The organism is Kribbella sp. NPDC043289 (assembly GCF_056436705.1).
In genome coordinates, this window is sequence record NZ_JBWKCB010000001.1 from 1,162,966 (window position 1) to 1,180,603 (window position 17,638).

Genomic DNA, 17,638 nt, shown 5'->3' on the forward strand with positions numbered 1-17,638 from the left:
GGCTCCGTATCGTCAGTCAGGATGATCTTCACAGCAGCTAATGACCGGTCGCCGGCCAACTGGTTGCATCAGAGCGCGGCGATGATCTGCGGCAGTCCCGTCTCGACGTCGCCGGGCAGGTCGAGCAGCAGACCGCGGTGGACGCCGTACCAGGGGGAGAGCCGCGCCCAGTCCTTCGAACGCTCGATCAACTCGCGTGTTGGCTGGTAGACCTCACGGACGCCGGCGGCGACGGCTTCCGGGGCGCCGTTGAGGGGCCAGCAGAGGTCCAGGGCCGGGTCTCCGATGACCGCGTCGGTCCAGTCGATGATCCCGGTGACCCGGCCGTCGGTCGTCAGGATGTGGTCCGGACCGAAGTCGCAGTGGACCAGGGACGTCCGCACCCGGGCGACACGGTCGAGCAGCTCACTCGCCGTGGTGCGGACCTCGGACGGGAGTAAAGGCACGATCCGCGTCCGGAATTCGACCAATTCGAGCGTCTTGGCAGCCGTCGCGGTCTCGGCGTCGAGTGCGCCGTACGCAACGGCTTCTGACGGGTCAACAGCGTGCAAGGCCTTGAGGAACGCGCCCAGTTTCCGCCCAATTTCCAGGCTGTCCGCAGAGAGCGGTTCGCCGGGCAACAGCAGATGCCGTACGCCGTCCTCCGTCAGCTCGGGCAGCGGGACGGGCAGTGGCAACTGCGGGGCGAGCCAGGGAAGGAGCGTGGTCTCGGCGAGCAGCCGGGGGCGCACTTCCGGCCGCCGCGGCGACCGGTGGATCCAGGGGCCATCGATCCACGCACGGCTGTCCCAGCCCTCGACAAGGATCACAGCAGGCTGCGGACGTACGGGCCGAGCAGTGCGACAGCATCGGGCATGAACGACCACTCCGAGCCATCGAGCTTGGCGACGAGCTCGGCGGGGGAGAGCCACGCGCCCCACGCGACTTCCTCGGGCTGGTGCTTGATCGCGCCGTCCCAGACGCAGGCGTACAGGTAGGCGTGGTACGTCGTGTTGTCGTCGGCGTAGTCACCCTCGGGCAACCGGATCAGCTCCACCCCGGAGATCCCGAGCTCCTCGTCCAGCTCCCGTACGACGGCGTGGAAGGGCTCCTCGCCGGCCGCCACGACCCCACCGGCGGCGAAGTCGTACCGGCCCGGGTACACGTCCTTGGTCGGCGTCCGGCGGTGCACGTAGATGTCGCCGGCCGGGTTCCGGACGAGGACGCCGGTGGCCGCGTGCCGCAGGTTGTCACGCCGCATCACGGATCGTGGTGCCGTCCCGGTGACCCGGTTGTCGTCGTCAAGAATCGCCACGAGTTCGTCCACCGGAGCATTTTCACAGGTAACCCTGTGGACACAGCAACCCCTTTGGTCGTCGGTACCGCGTAGGCTCAACTCCATGAGTGTTCGGCGGATCATGGGTACCGAGACCGAGTTCGGCATCTCGGTGCCGGGCCAGCCCGGGGCGAACCCGATGCTGACCTCGAGCCAGGTGGTGAACGGCTACGCGCAGACGCAGCCGCTCGCGCGCAAGACCCGATGGGACTTCGACGAGGAGCACCCGTTGCGGGACGCGCGCGGCTTCGACCTGAGCCGGGAGGTGGCGGACTCCAGCCAGCTCACCGACGAGGAGACCGGCCTGGCGAACGTGATCCTCACCAACGGCGCCCGGCTGTACGTCGACCACGCCCACCCGGAGTACTCCGCGCCCGAGACCACCAACCCGCGCGACGCGGTGGTGTGGGACAAGGCCGGCGAGCTGGTGATCATGGAGGGCGCGCGCCAGGCCCGGCTGATCCCCGGGGCTCCGCAGCTGAACCTCTACAAGAACAACACCGACAACAAGGGCGCGTCGTACGGCTCGCACGAGAACTACCTGATGCGCCGGTCGACGCCGTTCGCGTCGATCGTGCGGCACCTGACGCCGTTCTTCGTGAGCCGTCAGGTGGTCACCGGCGCCGGCCGCGTCGGGATCGGCCAGGACGGTGCCACGCACGGGTTTCAGGTCAGCCAGCGGGCGGACTACTTCGAGGTCGAGGTCGGCCTGGAGACGACGCTGAAACGCCCGATCATCAACACCCGCGACGAGCCGCACGCGAATCCGGACCGCTACCGCCGGCTGCACGTGATCATCGGCGACGCCAACCTGTCCGAGATCTCGTCGTACCTGAAGGTCGGGACGACGTCGCTGGTGCTGGCGATGATCGAGGACGGCTGGCTGACCGACGACCTCGGTGTGGACCGCCCGGTGACCGCGCTGCACGAGGTCAGCCACGACCCGTCCTGCACGCATCTGCTGACCCTCAAGGACGGCCGCAAGCTCACGGCCGTCCAATTGCAGACGGAGTACCTGGAGCAGGCCCGCAAGTACGTCGAGGACAGGTACGGCGACGACGCGGACCGGCAGACGAAGGACGTGCTGCACCGATGGGAGCAGATCCTCGACCAGCTCGCCACCGACCCGATGAAGTTGTCGGACCAGCTGGACTGGGTCGCGAAGTACAAACTGCTGCAGTCCTACCGGGACCGCGACGGCCTGGAGTGGGACGACCCGAAGCTGCACCTCGTCGACCTGCAGTACGCCGACCTGCGCCCGGACAAGGGCCTGTATTACAAGTTGGTGAAGTCCGGCCGGATGCAGCGCGTCGTCACCGACGAGGAGATCCGGATGGCCGTCGCGCACCCGCCGACCGACACCCGGGCCTACTTCCGCGGCCGCTGCATGCAGCAGTACGCGCCGCAGGTCGCGGCCGCCTCCTGGGACTCGGTGATCTTCGATCTGCCCGGGAAGGAATCGCTCCAGCGGATCCCGACGCTGGACCCGCTGCGGGGCACGAAAGCGCACGTCGGGGCACTTCTTGACCAATGCGACACCGCGAGTGACCTGGTTCGCACCATTACTGGGGGCGGCGCCGGGTAGGGTCGCTAGTGAAGGCCGATTTGGGCGGCCTTCCCAGCGGTTCTAGGAGGTGGCCATGGCGAAGGACGGCGGTCAGCAGCACAAGCAGCCGAAGCGTTCCTCGACCGAGGAAGAGGTCGAGCAGGTCGAGACGTCCGAAGACGTCGCCGAGCGCAAGGAACGGCTCGACGAGGACGTGGACTCGATCCTGGACGAGATCGACGAGGTCCTCGAGGAGAACGCCGAGGAGTTCGTTCGCGGATTCGTTCAAAAGGGTGGGGAGTGAACCGCTCGATGACATTCGATGCCTCCGGCCGGTTGCCGGAAGCCTTCCTGACCCCAGGGGGCTCGTCGTTCATGGACTTCCTGGCCGGGCACGCGCCCGACCTGTTGCCCGGACGGCGGTCCCCGGGGGCGGGTGACCTGTCCAGTCAGGTCCCGCACGGGACGACGATCGTCGCCGCGACCTTCCCGGGTGGCGTGGTGATGGCCGGCGACCGGCGGGCCACGATGGGCAACATCATCGCCCAGCGTGACATCGAGAAGGTGTTCCCGGCCGACGAGTACTCGGCGGTCGCCTTCGCCGGCTCGGCCGGTTTCGGGATCGAGATGGTCCGGCTGTTCCAGGTCGAACTGGAGCACTACGAGAAGCTCGAGGGCGCCACCCTGAGCCTCGACGGCAAGTCCAACCGGCTGAGCGCGCTGATCCGGGGCAACCTGGCGATGGCGATGCAGGGTCTGGCCGTGGTGCCGCTGTTCGCGGGCTACGACGCCGACCTGAAGGGCGGGCGGATCTTCTCGTACGACGCCACCGGCGGTCGCTACGAGGAGCACCACTTCCACAGTGTCGGCTCGGGTTCGCTGTTCGCCCGCGGCGCGCTGAAGAAGCTGTACCGCGAGGACCTGTCCGAGATCGACTGCGTGACGGTGACGATCCAGTCCCTGATCGACGCGGCCGACGACGACTCGGCGACCGGTGGCCCGGACATGCTCCGGCGGATCTTCCCGGTGGTCGGCGTGGTCACCGCGGACGGCTACCGGCGACTGCCGGAGGACGAGGTCGCGGGGCTCGTCGACGCGGCCTGGAGCCAGCGGCACCTGCGGCCAGACGGTCCGGCCGCGGCGTCCCTGACCTGACGCTGTCTTGTCCCCCCGACCGAACTGACAGAGGATTCGATGAGCGTTCCCTTCTACGTCTCGCCCGAGCAGCTGATGCGGGACCGGGCGGATTTCGCCCGGAAAGGCATCGCCAAGGGCCGCAGCGCGATCGCGCTGCAATATGCCGACGGCATCCTGTTCGTCGCGGAGAACCGCTCGCCCGCCCTGCACAAGGTGGCCGAGATCTACGACCGGATGGCCTTCGCGGCCGTCGGCCGGTACAACGAGTTCGAGAACCTGCGGATCGCCGGCGTGCGGCTGGCCGACATGCGTGGGTACTCCTACGACCGGCGGGACGTCACCGGCCGGGCGCTGGCCAACGCGTACGCGCAGACCCTCGGCGCGATCTTCTCCTCTGGCGGTGAGAAGCCGCTCGAGGTCGAGATCCTGGTCGCCGAGGTCGGCTCCTCGACGGCCGAGGACCAGATCTACCGGCTCACCTACGACGGCTCGATCGCGGACGTCCGCGGGTACGCCGTGATGGGTGGTCCGGCCGACCAGGTCGCGGAGTACATCGGCGAGCACTACACCGACGGCATCTCGCTGGCCGGCGCGCTCCGGCTCGCGGTGGACGCGCTCGGCCACGACGGCACCGAGGTCCGGGCGCTGACCCCGGACCAGCTCGAGGTCGCCGTCCTGGACCGGAGCAGGTCCCAGGTGCGGAAGTTCAAGCGAATGACCGAGGAGACCCTCGAGCGGATTCTGTCCGAGTCCCGGCCGGCTGAGGACGCGGCCGGCTCCACGGACTCGGAGGACGGCGAGTCCGCCAAGGCCGAGGACACCACGTCGGCTGAGGGGGACGACACCCCGGTCGCGCCGCCGTCGGACGACGTACCGGTGGCTCCGCCGGACAACTCCGACGACGACCGTCCGCTGTGACGGATCAGCACGAGAACTCAGCCGTCACGGACACCGTGGCGGCTGAGTTGTCTCGGCCCGCCGACCCGGCGCCGTGGGAGTTGCTGGGGGAAGAGAAGGGCTTCCAGCGCTTCCTGAGCGTGCGCCTGCGCACGTACCGGATGCCGGACGGTCGCGAGGTCGAGTGGGACGTGCTCGGTCCGGAGGCCGGGGTGGCGTCCGGGGTGACCGTGCTGCCGCTGACGCCGGACGGGCGGATCGTCACGATCCGGATGTTCCGCGCCGGCCCGGACAGCGTCGTCACCAACCTGCCCGGTGGCCTGGTGGAGCCCGGGGAGGAAGTGGCCGTCGCCGGTGCCCGAGAGCTCGAGGAGGAGACCGGGTACACCTGCGAGACGCTCGACGTGGTCGGCTGGCAGTGGTCCGGTGCGTCGTCGACGTTCCGCAAGTACGTCGCGATCGCGCGCGGTTGCCGTCCCGACGGGAAGCAGCAGCTGGACGAAGCGGAGGACTGCGTGCCGGTCGAGCTGTCCGTGGACGCGTTCCGTGCCGAATTGCGGATGCCCGGTGCCATGACCGGAATCGATGCCGCCTATCTCGCGTTGGACCACGCAGGACTTCTCTGAAAGGGACCTTGATATGAGCGACTGGAACGCGAACGTCATCGCGGAGTTCCGGGAGAACGAAGGCAGGGTCGGCGGGCCGTTCGAGGGCGCCCCGATGGTCCTGCTGCACCACCGTGGCCGCAAGAGCGGCGAGGAGTACATCGCCCCGACGATGTACCTGCAGAACGAGACCGACCCGAACGTCGTCTACGTGTTCGCGAGCAAGGGCGGAGCCCCCACGAACCCGGACTGGTACCGCAACCTGATCGCCGCCGGCGACGGCACCGTCGAGATCGGGACCGAGACGTTCGACGTGAAGGTCAGTGAAGTGACCGGCGAGGAGCGCGACCGCATCTACGCCGAGCAGGCGCGCCGCTACCCGGGCTTCGCCGACTACGAGCGGCGTACCGCTGGTGTCCGCACCATTCCGGTGCTGGAGCTCAGCCGCGCGGCGTGACGGCCGACCGGGTCGGTATCCTGAGGGCGGACCGCGACTGGCGCTGAGGTGGACGACCACCGGGGAACGGTCTGCCATCCGGCTTCGCCGCGCGCCTGGGCACTTGTGAACTGACGCCCAGAGGAGTGCGCACAGATGACTGCTGACCTGATGATCGGGACCGACCTGGCGGCCGAGATGGTGGCCAAGGCGGCCGAGCGGGCCCACGCGTTGCAGGAGCGGACCGGTGTGCAGCCGTGTCTCGCGACCGTCCTGGTGGGAGACGATCCCGCGTCGGCGACGTACGTGCGGATGAAGCAGAACCGGTCGAAGAAGGCAGGGATCGCGTCCCGGAGCATCGTGCTGCCGGCCGAGACCACCACCGACGAGCTGGTCGCCGAGATCGCGAAGCTCTCCGCGGACACGGCGGTGCACGGGATCCTGCTGCAGCACCCGGTGCCCGCGCAGATCGACGAGCGGGCCGCGTTCGAGGCGATCGATCCGGGCAAGGACGTCGACGGCGTGACGATGCGGTCGTTCGCCGCGATGGCGTTCGGCGACCCGGGATTCCGGTCCGCGACCCCCGGCGGGATCATGCGGTTGCTCGAGGCGTACGACGTACCGCTCGAAGGGGCGCATGCGGTGGTGATCGGTCGCAGCCCGATCCTCGGGAAGCCGGCCGGGATGTTGCTGCTGGCATCGAACGCCACGGTGACCTACGCGCACTCCCGGACCCGCGACCTGCCGGAACTGGTGCGGACCGCCGATGTGCTGATCGCCGCGGTCGGGAAGCCGAACTTCGTCCGTGGTGACTGGCTGAAGCCGGGCGCCGTCGTGGTCGACGCCGGCTACAACGAGGGCAATGTCGGCGACGTGCATTTCGAGGTAGCGGCGCAGGTGGCCCGGCTGATCACACCGGTTCCAGGCGGTGTCGGACCGATGACGATCGCGCTGCTGCTGGAGCAGACGGTCGACGCCGCTGAGACGGCTGTCCGCGCTTTGACTACATTGGCCTAAGGTTTGGGGCAGACGACCAAGGAGGCGAGACGTGGCGGTACGGGCGATCCGGGGTGCCACCCAACTGGACGTGGACGAGCGTGAGCATCTGCTCGAGCGGTCCGCGGAGCTGGTGAAGGCGGTCCTGGAGGCGAACGATCTGGAGAACGAGGATCTGATCAGCATCCTGTTCACCGTCACGTCGGACCTGCGGTCGGAGTTTCCCGCCGTCGCGGGGCGGCAGATCGGGCTGACCGACGTACCGCTGATGTGCATGCAGGAGATCCCGGTCCCGCACGCGCTACCGCGGGTGGTCCGGCTGATGCTGCACACCGAGACCCCGCGGTCGCGAGACAAGATCCAGCACGTCTACCTCCACGGCGCGGTCGCTCTCCGTCCAGACCTGACCGGCGCCCAGTGAGTGAGCTCCGCGGCCCGGTCCGCGTCGTCGGCACCGGGCTGATCGGTACGTCGATCGGTCTCGCGCTCGCGCGGCTCGGGGTGGTCGTGGAGCTCGTCGACGGGAACGCGGACAACGCGCTGATGGCCGAGCGGATCGGGGCCGGCTCGCGACGGGTCGACATCGAGCCGCAGCTGGTCGTGGTCGCCGTGCCGCCGGATCACGTCGGTGCGGTGATCGCCGAGCAGCTCGTGCAGACCGAACGGTCGGGCGCGGTCGTCACCGATGCGGCCAGCGTGAAGTCCAAGCCGCTCGCCGACGCTCGCCGCCTGACCGGCGACCTCAGCCGGTACGTCGGCAGTCACCCGATGGCCGGCTCCGAACGGAACGGTCCGCTGGCCGGACGTGCTGACCTGTTCGACGGCGCGACCTGGGCGATCACGCCGCACGACACCAGCGACCCCGAAGCGGTCGACCTCGTCCGGCGACTGGCCGAAGCAGCCGGCGCCCGGACCGTCGAGATGTCCGTCGAGGACCACGACCTCGGTGTCGCCCGGGTGTCGCATCTGCCGCACCTGATGTCCGCACTCGCCGCCGGCACCCTCGCGAACGCGCCGTCGTCGCACCTGGAGCTGTCCGGCCAGGGCGTCCGCGACGTCACCCGGATCGCGGCCGGCGACCCGGCGCTGTGGACCCAGATCGTGTCCGCGAACTCGACCGCGCTCAGCGGCCTGCTGGAACAGATCCGCGGCGAGCTCGACCGGCTTCTCGTTGCTCTCGGCAAGGAAGAGGCGGGCGACGAACTGACCGCCATCCTCGGCCAGGGCGTGTCCGGCGCGGTCCGCGTCCCGGGCAAGCACGGTACGCCGCACATCGACCTGGTGACCGTCCTGGTCACGATCCCCGACCGCCCCGGCCAGCTGGCCCGGCTGTTCGCGGACGCGGCCGAGTCCGGCGCCAACGTCGAGGACCTGCGGATCGACCACAGCCCGGGCCGTCCCGTCGGTGAGGTCGAACTGGCGGTCAAGCCCGCCTCCGTGGACCAGCTCGTCGACGTCCTCACCGAGCGTGGCTGGGTGGTCCACCGCTAAGTTTGTCCCCTCGCGACGGTAATCTTCGGGGCATGATCATCGCTGTTGACGGGCCGAGCGGCTCCGGTAAATCGAGCACCGCCCGCGGAGTAGCCACCCGTCTCGGACTCCGGTTCCTGGACACCGGAGCGACGTACCGTGCGGTGACGTGGTCTGCCGTCGAGCGCGGGCTGGATCTGGACGACACGGCAGCGGTCGCGCGGCGCGCCCGGGAGCTGCGGCTGGAGATCAGCACCGACCCGGGTCACCAGTTCGTGATCGCCGACGGAATTGACGTCACGGCCGCGATCCGGGAGCCCCGGATCAGCGAGGTGGTCTCGAAGATCGCCACCAACCTGGACGTCCGCAAGGAGCTGATCCAGCGGCAGCGGGCGATCATCGACGACGCGCAGCCGAGCGGCGGGATCGTCGTCGAGGGCCGCGACATCGCCACGGTGGTCGCGACCGACGCCGAGCTGAAGGTGCTGCTGACCGCCGACCAGGAGGCCCGGATGGCCCGCCGCGGCGCCGAGTTGGCGGCCGGCTCCGTGACCGCGGAGGAGCTCCGCGACCAGATCGTCCGGCGCGACGCCGACGATTCGACGGTGTCCGAGTTCCAGATCGCCTCCGACGGCGCGGTCACCATCGACTCGACGTACATGACCCTGGAAGAGGTCGTCGACGTGATCAGCCGACTGGCTAAGGAGGCCGAGACAGTTCCGCGGGGCCGGGAGTCATGACGGCCGAGATCGGCCGAGACAAGGATCTGCACAAGGATCTTCCCCGGACGGACGATCTGTCCCCGCAGCCGTACCGGCTGGCGCTGTCGCTGCGGAAGCTGGCCAAGGTGTACTTCCTGCGCAAGTACGACCTGACCGTCCACCACGAGGAGCGGTTCCCGCTCACCGGCCCGCTGCTGATGGCGCCGAACCACCTGAGTCTGCTGGACGCCCCGCTGCTCGGCGCGGTCGCGCCGCGGATGCTGCACCAGCTCGGCAAGATCGAGGTGTTCGGGGGATTCCAGGGCACGTTCCTGCGCCGGGTCGGTCAGATCCCGGTCGACCGGTCGTCGTACGACATGCTCGCGGTCCGGCGCTCGCTGCAGGTGCTCCGCGACGGGCGGGTGCTGAACATCTACCCGGAAGGCACCCGCGGACCGGGGGACTTCAGCCGGATCAAGGTCGGGATCGCGTACCTGGCGATGGTCACCGGCGCGCCGATCCTGCCGGTGGCGCTGATGGGAACACGGTTGCCGGGCGCCGGTGTGGAGGGCCATCCACCGTCCGGGAGCCGGATCGACGTGGTGTACGGCGAGGCTTTCGCCGTCGACCGCGTACCCTTTCCCAGGAGACATTCCGACGTACAAGCGGTCGCCGACCACATTGGCGACGTTCTGCGCGCCCATGTGAGGGCGGCCGTGGAATCTACCGGCCACCCGCTTCCGGGCTGGCGAGACCAGAGGGACCCTGATGACTGACCTGCCCATCGAACTACCGACGCACGACCGCGAGGACTCCGGGCCGTTGCCCGTGCTCGCGATCGTCGGCCGGCCGAACGTGGGGAAGTCCACGCTGGTCAACCGGATCATCGGCCGCCGTGAGGCGGTCGTCGAGGACACCCCGGGCGTCACCCGGGACCGCGTCTCCTACGACGCGAACTGGGCCGGCCGTGAGTTCACCGTCGTCGACACCGGCGGCTGGGACCCGGACGCGGTCGGGATGGCCGCGCTGGTCGCCGCCCAGGCCGAGGTCGCGATCAACGCCGCCGACGCGGTGCTGTTCGTGGTCGACGCCGTGGTCGGTATCACCGACGCCGACGAGGCCGTCGTCCGGGTACTGCGGAAGTCGGGCAAGCCGGTGGTGCTCGCGGCGAACAAGGTTGACGACCAGCGCATCGAGTCCGAAGCGATGAACCTGTGGAGTCTCGGGATCGGCGAACCGTTCCCGGTCTCCGCGATGCACGGCCGCGGCACCGGCGACATGCTGGACGCCGTCCTCGAGGCGTTGCCGGAGGCCCCGGCCGAGCGCGACGGTGAGATCGGCGGACCGCGCCGGGTCGCGATCGTCGGCAAGCCGAACGTCGGGAAGTCCTCGCTTTTGAACAAGGTGGCCAAGGAGGACCGGGTCGTCGTCAGCGACGTCGCCGGCACCACGGTCGACCCGGTCGACGAGCTGATCACGCTCGGCGGCCATGAGTGGCGCTTCATCGACACCGCCGGCATCCGCCGCAAGGTGAAGAACTCCCAGGGCCACGAGTATTACGCCTCGCTCCGGACCAACGCCGCGATCGAGCGCGCCGAGGTCGTGGTCGTCGTCATCGACTCCTCGCAGTCGATCACCGAGCAGGACCTGCGGATCATGAACGCGGTCGAGGAAGCCGGCAAGGCGCTGGTGATCGCGTACAACAAGTGGGACCTGATGGACGACGAGCGGCGCTACTACCTGGAGCGGGAGATCGACCGCGACCTGGTGCAGTTCCGCTGGGCACCGCGGGTGAACATCAGCGCGCTCACCGGCTGGCACATGGAGAAGCTGGTGCCGGGCATCGAGGCGGCGCTTGAGGGCTGGCAGACCCGCGTCCCGACCGGACAGCTGAACGCGTTCCTCGGCCGCCTCGTCGCCGCGCACCCGCACCCGGTGCGCTCCGGCAAGCAGCCGAAGATCCTGTTCGGCACCCAGGCCACCACGATGCCGCCGACCTTCGCGATCTTCACCTCCGGCCAGATCGAGCCGTCGTACCAGCGCTTCATCGAGCGCCGCCTCCGCGAGGACTTCGGCTTCGTCGGCAGCCCCGTCCACGTCTCAATCCGAGCCCGCCAAAAGAACAAGAAACGCTGACGGGACCCTGGTCAGAGCAGCTCTCCAGATGGGGTATGGTTTACCCCGGTTCGTTCTTCGGAGCGAGCTGGCGGGCTGTGGCCTAGTTTGGTTAGGGCGCGTGTCTGGGGGACACGAGATCCCGAGTTCAAATCTCGGCAGCCCGACCGCCATGAGGGGCACCGATTCTGTCGGTGCTCCTCATTACGTTTGCCCTCATGGAGAACACCGAGAACCGACGTAGCTGGACCGATGCTCAATTGTCCGAGGCGGTCGAGAGCAGCCCGTCGTGGAGAGCCGTTGCTCGTGCACTCGGGCTGAAAAACACCTCCACCGGATCGATCAGGCGGCACGCAGCGCGGCTCGCATTGGACACGTCACACTTCACGGGCCAGCGTCGCTGGTCTGATCAGCAACTGCGCGAGGCCGTGGCGGGCGCAAGCTGCTGGGCGGACGTGATCGTCAGCCTCGGTATCGTCGACAACGGAGCAGAGCGGGTCCGGATCAAGGGTCACGCCGTCCGGCTGGGTCTGGACTGCACGCATCTGAAGTCACCACTGGCGCAGCCAACACCGATCGAGGTCTTCGACGAGCCGGTCCGGCCCGAGATGCTCCGCTTTTCGGCAGCTCCGCTGGCGATGGCCTGGTTCACCTTGCGGGGATGTGCCGTTGCGCTGCCGATCGAGCCTCAGGAATACGACCTGCTCGTAACCACGCCAGATGGCGTTCAACGCGTGCAGGTCAAGTCCTGTGCAGCCCGGACCAGGCGCGGCTACTGGAACGTCGGCATCGGGCGGCGTCCGTACGTGCTGGACAAGTCCGCGAGCAAGATGCCCTACGACCCCGACTCGATCGACCTGTTCTTCATCGTTCTCGGCGACGGCAGCATCTACGTCATTCCCAGCCCGGTCCTCGCCGGTCGGGTGAGCATTTCGGCGGAGAGCTACACGCCGTACCGCGTGGGTGATGCGTCGAGTTTGTTGGGTGGGGCACCAGCTGCTGCTGATGCCCCGTGGCGTGCGTCAGCGTACGCCCGCGAGTTCGTCGGTTCGCGGTTCCTTGTCGATCCGAAGGGTTTCGCCTTCGATGTCTACTCGGGGAGTCAGGCGGTCTAGCCACTTCGGGAACCACCAGGCGCGGTCTCCGAGGAGGCTGAGGATGGCGGGGACGAGGGTCATCCGGACGACGAAGGCGTCGATCAGGACGCCGATGGTGAGGCCGAAGCCGATCGCCTTGATGATCGGGTCCTCGACCAGGATGAAGCCGGCGAAGACGGACGCCATGATCAGGGCCGCGGCGGTGACCACGCGGGCGCCGTGGCCGAGACCCTGGATAGTGGCGTCGTTCGCGTGCTTGCCGTGCACGAACTCCTCCCGGACCCGCGACACGATGAACACCTCGTAGTCCATCGCGAGCCCGAACAGGATGCCCATCATGATGATCGGCAGGAAGCTCACCAGCGGACCGGGGGAGTCCAGCCCGACCCAGCTCGCCAGATGCCCTTCCTGGAACACCGCGACCGTGATCCCGAACGTTGCGCCGATCGTCAGCACGAACCCGAGCGTCGCCTTCAACGGCACCAGCACGGACCGGAACGCCAGCAGCAACAGCAGGAACGACAACCCGATCACCACGAACAGGTACGTCGGCAACGCGTCGGACAGCTTGTTCGACACGTCGACCCCGACCGCGGTGTTCCCGGTCACCGAGATGCTCGCGTCACCCGTGGCGAGCGGCTGTACCGCGGAGCGCAGGTTCTTCACCAGGTCAGCCGTTTGCTCGCTGGCCGGCCCGCTCTTCGGGATCACCTGCAGCAACCGCGTCGTACCGTCCTGGCTTGCCGCCGCCGGCTGTGCGGCGACCACATCGGGCAGTCCCTGCGCCTTGCCCAGGACCTGCTGAACGATCCCGTTCGACGTCGCCGCGTCGTTGCTCTTCACAACAACCACGAGCGGGCCGTTCGCCCCGGGACCGAACGCGGCCGCGGTCAGGTCGTAGGCGACCCGCTGGTTGCTCCCGGCCGCCGCCGAGGCTCCGTCCGGAAGCGCGAGCTGCATGTCCTTCGCCGGGATCGCCAGCAACCCGAGGCCGACGATGCCGACAGCAACGATCGGCACCCGGAGCCGGGTGACCAACTGACCCCACCGGAACCCGAAGCCGCGCGCGTGATGGTGCGTCGTCGGCGCCTTCCGGATCTTCCGCGGCAGCACCCGGTTCCCGACGAAGCCGAGCAGCGCCGGCAGCAACGTCAGCGCTACGAGTACGGCGGTGAGTACGGTGGCCGCGGCGGCCAGCCCCATCGCGGTCAGGAACGGCACGCCGACCACCGACAGCCCAGCCAGGGCGATCACTACGGTCGCGCCGGCGAACAACACTGCGGAGCCGGCTGTCGCGGTAGCTCGCGCCACCGATTCCTCCGGATCCATCCCCTCGGCGAGTTGCGAGCGATGCCGCGAGCTGATGAACAACGAGTAGTCGATCCCCACCGCGAGGCCGAGCATCAACGCCAGGATCGGCGCCGTCGACGACACGTCGGTGAACGCGGTCACGATGAACAATCCGGCCATCCCGGCCAGGACACCGAGCAACGCGGTCACCAGCGTCATCCCGGCCGCTACCAGCGATCCGAACGTGACGACGAGTACGACGGCCGCGACCGCGACACCGATCACCTCGGTCGCCCCGATCTCCGGGATCCCGGCCTTGATCTGGCCACCCGGAACGACCTTGAGGTCACCCGAGCTGAGGCCGCTCAGACCGTCGTACCCGTCGCTGCTCTCGGCGGAGAGCTCGTCGGCCGGCTTGTCGAACTGGACGCTGATCAGCCCCGTCGTACCGTCCGGGCTGATCGCCTTGCTGGTGAACGGGTCGACGGCCGCGATCACCTCGGGCACCTTCGTGACCTTGGCGACCGTCGCGCCGACCGCGGCCTTCACCGTCGGGTCGGCGAGCGTCTTGCCGTCCGGAGCCTTCACCACGACCGTGGCGGACGCGCCGCTGGCGGCCGGCAGCTCCTGCTTGAGCGCGTCGAGCGCGCGCTGCGACTCGGTGCCCGGGATCGAGAACGTGTTCGCGGTCTTGCCGCCCAGCGTGAGCGCGCCGACGCCGAGCAGGACGAGGAACAGCGCCCACACCGCCGCGACGAGCCGACGGCGCTGGTAGGAGAACCGGCCGAGCCGGTACAGGAAGTTGGCCATCGGGGTCCGTTTCGGGTGTCAGGTACGGCGTGATTCGCTGTCAGGTACCGCGTACAGGCAGGGGTGCAGCGCCCGTCGGCGCGGCGGGGTTCGGGGCAGGCTCAGGCGCGGCGGAGCAGTCTCCGCAGGGCGATGTCGCAGAGTCTTCGGAGCTCGTCGTCGGTGCGTTCACCGGAGTGCCGGCACTCGCCGAGCAGACCGTTGATCGCGAACTTCGCCAGGTCGTGCTCGAGCGGGTCGTCGGATCCGGCCATGTACTCCGTCAGTCGCATCCCGTCGGCCACCAGCGGCGCGACCTCGGTCATCTGTTCGATCACCGGGATGATGTCCTGCAGCACGTCCACCACGCCGCGGTGCACGACGGCGAGGTCGATGAAGCTCTTGATCGCGAGCTCCTGGGCGGCGGGCCGGGGCAGCTCGGCCGCGGCCGCGACGAGTTGCGCCAGGTCGGCGGCGGCGGGTTCGAGGACGGCGGCGAGCACGGCCGGCTTGCCGCTGAAGTGGTAGAGCACCGTCGCCTTGGAGCAGCCGGCCGCGGTCGCGATGTCCTGCAGCGACGTCGCGTTGTAGCCGCCGGCCTGGAACAGGTCCATCGCCTGCCGGACGATCTCGTTCCTGGTCCGCTCCCGGGCGGGGGTGGTGACTGCCATGACAGCATCGTGACTGACCGATCGGCCAGTTTTCAACCGATCGGTCAGGATTGTGGTCCGGTTCACGCCGTGGCCCGCGCTTGGCTTGCGGTGTAATGATGTAATTCAGGAGGCGCGAGATGGCTGATGAGATCGCTGGGGACGACGTTCTGGATGCCTACTCCCGAGTGGTCTCGGGCGTGGCCGAACACTTGATCCCGCGGGTCGCGAGCCTGCGGATCCACAGCCGGCGCGGCGACTCGTCCGGCTCGGGCGTGGTGCTGACCGGCGACGGGCATCTGCTGACGAACGCCCACGTCGTCGGTGACGGTTCCGGGGCGTCGGCCGAGTTCGCGGACGGTACGACGGCGCAGGCGCACGTGGTCGGCGTCGATCGGTTGTCGGATCTCGCCGTACTGCGGGCCGACCGCGAGGTCCCGGACCCGCCGGAGTACGGCGACGCGGACCATCTCAAGGTCGGGAACCTGGTCGTTGCGGTCGGCAACCCGCTCGGCCTGGCGGGCAGCGTGACCGCGGGCGTGGTGAGTGCGCTCGGCCGGTCGCTACCGGTACGGAGCGGGTCGGCGAACCGGATCATCGAGGACGTCATCCAGACCGACGCGGCGCTCAACCCGGGCAACTCCGGCGGTGCGCTTGCCGACGGCAACGGGCGCGTGATCGGCATCAACACCGCGGTCGCCGGGATCGGCCTCGGGCTCGCCGTACCGATCAACCCGACGACCCGCCGGATCATCTACTCGCTCCTGCACGACGGGCGAGTGCGCCGCGGGTACCTCGGCCTGGTCAGCACGCCCGCTCCGCTGCATCCGGCGCTGGTGCAACGCTTCGACCAACGCACGGCACTACGGGTCGTCGAGGTCATCCCGGCCAGCCCGGCAGCCGCCGCGGGCCTGCGCCAAGGCGATCTCGTTCTCGCCGTGAACGGCGTACCCCTGCGCGACGCGCAGTCCCTGCAACGCCAACTCTTCGAGGACGCCATCGCCCGTCGCACCGAGATCACGGCGATCCGCAACAACGCACTGGTCGACGTGATCGCCTACCCGGCCGAACTCACCGATCGCTGAGGTCGGATCGCAGGAGCACGCAGGTCCCAGGTTTCAGTGGAGCGTTGGGGAAGGTGAAGTCGCGGGTCACTTCGGTGAACCTGAACCTCTGGTGGAGGTCGAGGATCGCCGCGTTCGCGAGGTTGACGAACGTGTAGATCTCGTCGGCGCGCTCGGCGGTCCACCGCATCCGCTCCTGCGTCAGCAGATCGCCGATCCCGTGCCGCCGCCACGCGGGCGCGACGATCAGGCCGATCAGGTAGAAGCCGGACGGAGCGGTCGTCGGCGGATCCGCGGGGGAGCGGTCGTGACGGATCACTCCGCCATAGGCGACGATCTCGTCGTCGACGACGGCGACCGCCACGTACTTCAGCGGATCCCGCAGATCCGCCAGCAAGCGGTCACGCCGATCGGTCGCGGACCCGCCGGTCCGCGAGACGATCAGCTCGGCGCAGGCGTCGAGATCGGCAATCTCTGCCGGCCGTACGACGACCGCGGCGCCGATAGTCTGCCGCGAACTCCCTGGCCGATACTCCGCGAACCCAGTCACCCCGGCAGCCTAGGACGAGACGGGTCGTCAGAGGACGGCGATCGGGTTGATCGGTGATCCGGTCCCGGTTGGTAGCCGGAGTGGCGCGATGACGCAGAGGAACGACCAGCGCCCGGCTTCCTCGCACACCGGCACCAGCTCATCGAACTCGAGGTAGTCCATCAGCATGATCCCGAGCGCGTCGATGGCAAGCACATGGATCGGGAAGTCAACGCCCTCCGCCAGGCTCGGCGCGGTGTCGTTGTTGCCGTCGCTTCCCAGCACAGAGATCTCTCGCTCGGCCAGCAAGGGCATGACATCCGGGTGCAGCCCGGCGCGGGCCGCCGCGACATCCCAGGGCCCGAGCTCGCGGCGCCGCAGCCGATGGCCGACCCGGACCAGCAGGATGTCGCCACGGCCGACCCGGACACCCTCACGCTGCTCGGCGGCGAGCAGGTCGTCGACGGTCACCTGGTCGCCCGGCTCCAGCCAATCCACCCCGCGAGACTTCGGTACGTCGAGCAGCACGCCGCGACCGACGACTCCGTCGGCAGCCGTGGCGATGGACAGTTCGGATGCCCCGGCCTCGGTGAGGGTGTCCGCGGGCACTCCGTCGTACATCTCGCCGTCGAAGACCACGTGACACAGGGCGTCGATGTGGCTGTCGGCGTTCCCGTGGATGTTCATCTCGATCCGATCGAGGGCGAACGCGAGGCCGTGCTCGGTCTGTGTCGCCGGCAACCCCTTCATGCGATGCCGCGCGGGGTCGGGGTTGTCCGGCGTCACCCGGCCCTCTATCGGTGCGGCCAGCGACACCGCACGGCCGAGCCGGACCTCGCGGGCGGCGGCGAGCCTCTCGGTGGGGGTGAGGTAGTTCAACGCTCCGCGCCGGTCGTCAGGTCCCCACGGCCGGTCGTCCCGCAGCCGCCGGTACAGCGCGCGGAATCCGTCCTGGGTCATCTGCCCGCGGGCAGGTTCGGTGTGTTGTGTGCCGGTCATGT

At 68.9% G+C, this 17,638-nt stretch carries 20 protein-coding genes, 1 tRNA gene and 1 riboswitch; of the genes, 15 read left to right on the forward strand and 6 right to left on the reverse strand.

Annotated elements, in window-relative coordinates; translation table 11 throughout:
* Nucleotides 1-68 precede the first annotated feature (68 nt).
* Both AC0662_RS05455 and AC0662_RS05460 read right to left on the reverse strand, forming a co-directional pair.
* Complete coding sequence (locus AC0662_RS05455) at nt 69-809, reverse strand: phosphotransferase (protein ID WP_478298728.1); 741 nt, start codon at nt 807-809, stop codon at nt 69-71.
* Nucleotides 806-1,306, reverse strand: a complete 501-nt coding sequence (locus AC0662_RS05460; RefSeq protein WP_478298730.1) for an NUDIX hydrolase — start codon at nt 1,304-1,306, stop codon at nt 806-808. Before AC0662_RS05460 ends, AC0662_RS05455 begins: the two co-directional genes overlap by 4 nt.
* 73 nt (nt 1,307-1,379) lie before the next feature.
* Here AC0662_RS05460 and dop point away from each other — a divergent pair, with 73 nt between their 5' ends.
* From dop to AC0662_RS05530, 14 genes are all read left to right on the forward strand, one after another.
* Nucleotides 1,380-2,900 (forward strand): depupylase/deamidase Dop, encoded by a 1,521-nt coding sequence (dop, locus tag AC0662_RS05465; protein ID WP_478298732.1) that lies wholly within the window; start codon nt 1,380-1,382, stop codon nt 2,898-2,900.
* 55 nt (nt 2,901-2,955) lie between these two features.
* Nucleotides 2,956-3,165 carry a ubiquitin-like protein Pup gene (locus tag AC0662_RS05470; protein WP_387779528.1) on the forward strand — a complete coding sequence of 70 codons (210 nt, stop codon included), beginning with the start codon at nt 2,956-2,958 and terminating at the stop codon, nt 3,163-3,165.
* An 8-nt stretch (nt 3,166-3,173) separates the two neighbouring features.
* On the forward strand, nt 3,174-4,016 hold the full coding sequence (prcB, locus tag AC0662_RS05475; RefSeq protein ID WP_452198548.1) for a proteasome subunit beta: 843 nt from the start codon (nt 3,174-3,176) through the stop codon (nt 4,014-4,016).
* A 39-nt stretch (nt 4,017-4,055) separates the two neighbouring features.
* The gene (gene prcA, locus AC0662_RS05480; RefSeq protein ID WP_452198550.1) at nt 4,056-4,916 is read left to right on the forward strand and encodes a proteasome subunit alpha; all 861 of its coding nucleotides are present in this window, start codon (nt 4,056-4,058) and stop codon (nt 4,914-4,916) included.
* Entirely contained in the window at nt 4,913-5,521 is a 609-nt protein-coding gene (locus AC0662_RS05485; RefSeq protein WP_478298734.1) for an NUDIX hydrolase, read from the forward strand. Before prcA ends, AC0662_RS05485 begins: the two co-directional genes overlap by 4 nt.
* A 13-nt stretch (nt 5,522-5,534) precedes the next feature.
* Nucleotides 5,535-5,957: a nitroreductase family deazaflavin-dependent oxidoreductase gene (locus tag AC0662_RS05490; RefSeq protein ID WP_478298736.1), complete on the forward strand. Its 423-nt coding sequence runs from the start codon at nt 5,535-5,537 to the stop codon at nt 5,955-5,957.
* Nucleotides 5,958-5,980: 23 nt separating this feature from the next.
* A riboswitch (ZMP/ZTP riboswitch) is annotated at nt 5,981-6,065 on the forward strand.
* Between the two features lie 27 nt (nt 6,066-6,092).
* Nucleotides 6,093-6,953, forward strand: coding sequence for a bifunctional 5,10-methylenetetrahydrofolate dehydrogenase/5,10-methenyltetrahydrofolate cyclohydrolase (locus tag AC0662_RS05495; RefSeq protein ID WP_478298738.1), 861 nt, complete (start codon nt 6,093-6,095; stop codon nt 6,951-6,953).
* A gap of 31 nt (nt 6,954-6,984) precedes the next feature.
* Nucleotides 6,985-7,353, forward strand: a complete 369-nt coding sequence (gene aroH, locus AC0662_RS05500; RefSeq protein ID WP_184832232.1) for a chorismate mutase — start codon at nt 6,985-6,987, stop codon at nt 7,351-7,353.
* Nucleotides 7,350-8,423 carry a prephenate dehydrogenase gene (locus tag AC0662_RS05505; RefSeq protein WP_452198558.1) on the forward strand — a complete coding sequence of 358 codons (1,074 nt, stop codon included), beginning with the start codon at nt 7,350-7,352 and terminating at the stop codon, nt 8,421-8,423. The genes aroH and AC0662_RS05505 overlap by 4 nt, the downstream gene beginning before the upstream one ends.
* Before the next feature lie 32 nt (nt 8,424-8,455).
* Entirely contained in the window at nt 8,456-9,142 is a 687-nt protein-coding gene (gene cmk, locus AC0662_RS05510) for a (d)CMP kinase (RefSeq protein ID WP_478298740.1), read from the forward strand.
* Complete coding sequence (locus tag AC0662_RS05515; protein ID WP_452198562.1) at nt 9,139-9,879, forward strand: lysophospholipid acyltransferase family protein; 741 nt, start codon at nt 9,139-9,141, stop codon at nt 9,877-9,879. Before cmk ends, AC0662_RS05515 begins: the two co-directional genes overlap by 4 nt.
* Nucleotides 9,872-11,239, forward strand: coding sequence for a ribosome biogenesis GTPase Der (der, locus tag AC0662_RS05520; protein WP_478298742.1), 1,368 nt, complete (start codon nt 9,872-9,874; stop codon nt 11,237-11,239). The genes AC0662_RS05515 and der overlap by 8 nt, the downstream gene beginning before the upstream one ends.
* Nucleotides 11,240-11,310: 71 nt before the next feature.
* A tRNA-Pro gene (locus AC0662_RS05525) sits at nt 11,311-11,385 on the forward strand.
* Nucleotides 11,386-11,436: 51 nt separating this feature from the next.
* A complete protein-coding gene (locus AC0662_RS05530) occupies nt 11,437-12,333 on the forward strand; it encodes a group I intron-associated PD-(D/E)XK endonuclease (RefSeq protein WP_478298744.1) in 897 nt (298 codons plus the stop codon).
* Here the strand turns inward: AC0662_RS05530 and AC0662_RS05535 are convergent.
* Both AC0662_RS05535 and AC0662_RS05540 read right to left on the reverse strand, forming a co-directional pair.
* Nucleotides 12,241-14,415, reverse strand: a complete 2,175-nt coding sequence (locus tag AC0662_RS05535) for an MMPL family transporter (protein ID WP_452198568.1) — start codon at nt 14,413-14,415, stop codon at nt 12,241-12,243. The two genes, AC0662_RS05530 and AC0662_RS05535, sit on opposite strands and share 93 nt — an antisense overlap.
* Before the next feature lie 101 nt (nt 14,416-14,516).
* On the reverse strand, nt 14,517-15,065 hold the full coding sequence (locus AC0662_RS05540) for a TetR/AcrR family transcriptional regulator (RefSeq protein WP_478298746.1): 549 nt from the start codon (nt 15,063-15,065) through the stop codon (nt 14,517-14,519).
* 119 nt (nt 15,066-15,184) lie between these two features.
* Between AC0662_RS05540 and AC0662_RS05545 the strand changes: the two genes are divergently transcribed.
* On the forward strand, nt 15,185-16,129 hold the full coding sequence (locus tag AC0662_RS05545; protein ID WP_452198572.1) for a S1C family serine protease: 945 nt from the start codon (nt 15,185-15,187) through the stop codon (nt 16,127-16,129).
* Here the strand turns inward: AC0662_RS05545 and AC0662_RS05550 are convergent.
* Both AC0662_RS05550 and AC0662_RS05555 read right to left on the reverse strand, forming a co-directional pair.
* Nucleotides 16,116-16,658: an N-acetyltransferase family protein gene (locus AC0662_RS05550; RefSeq protein ID WP_478298748.1), complete on the reverse strand. Its 543-nt coding sequence runs from the start codon at nt 16,656-16,658 to the stop codon at nt 16,116-16,118. The genes AC0662_RS05545 and AC0662_RS05550 overlap by 14 nt on opposite strands.
* 27 nt (nt 16,659-16,685) lie before the next feature.
* Complete coding sequence (locus AC0662_RS05555) at nt 16,686-17,636, reverse strand: cyclase family protein (protein WP_478298750.1); 951 nt, start codon at nt 17,634-17,636, stop codon at nt 16,686-16,688.
* Nucleotides 17,637-17,638 lie beyond the last annotated feature (2 nt).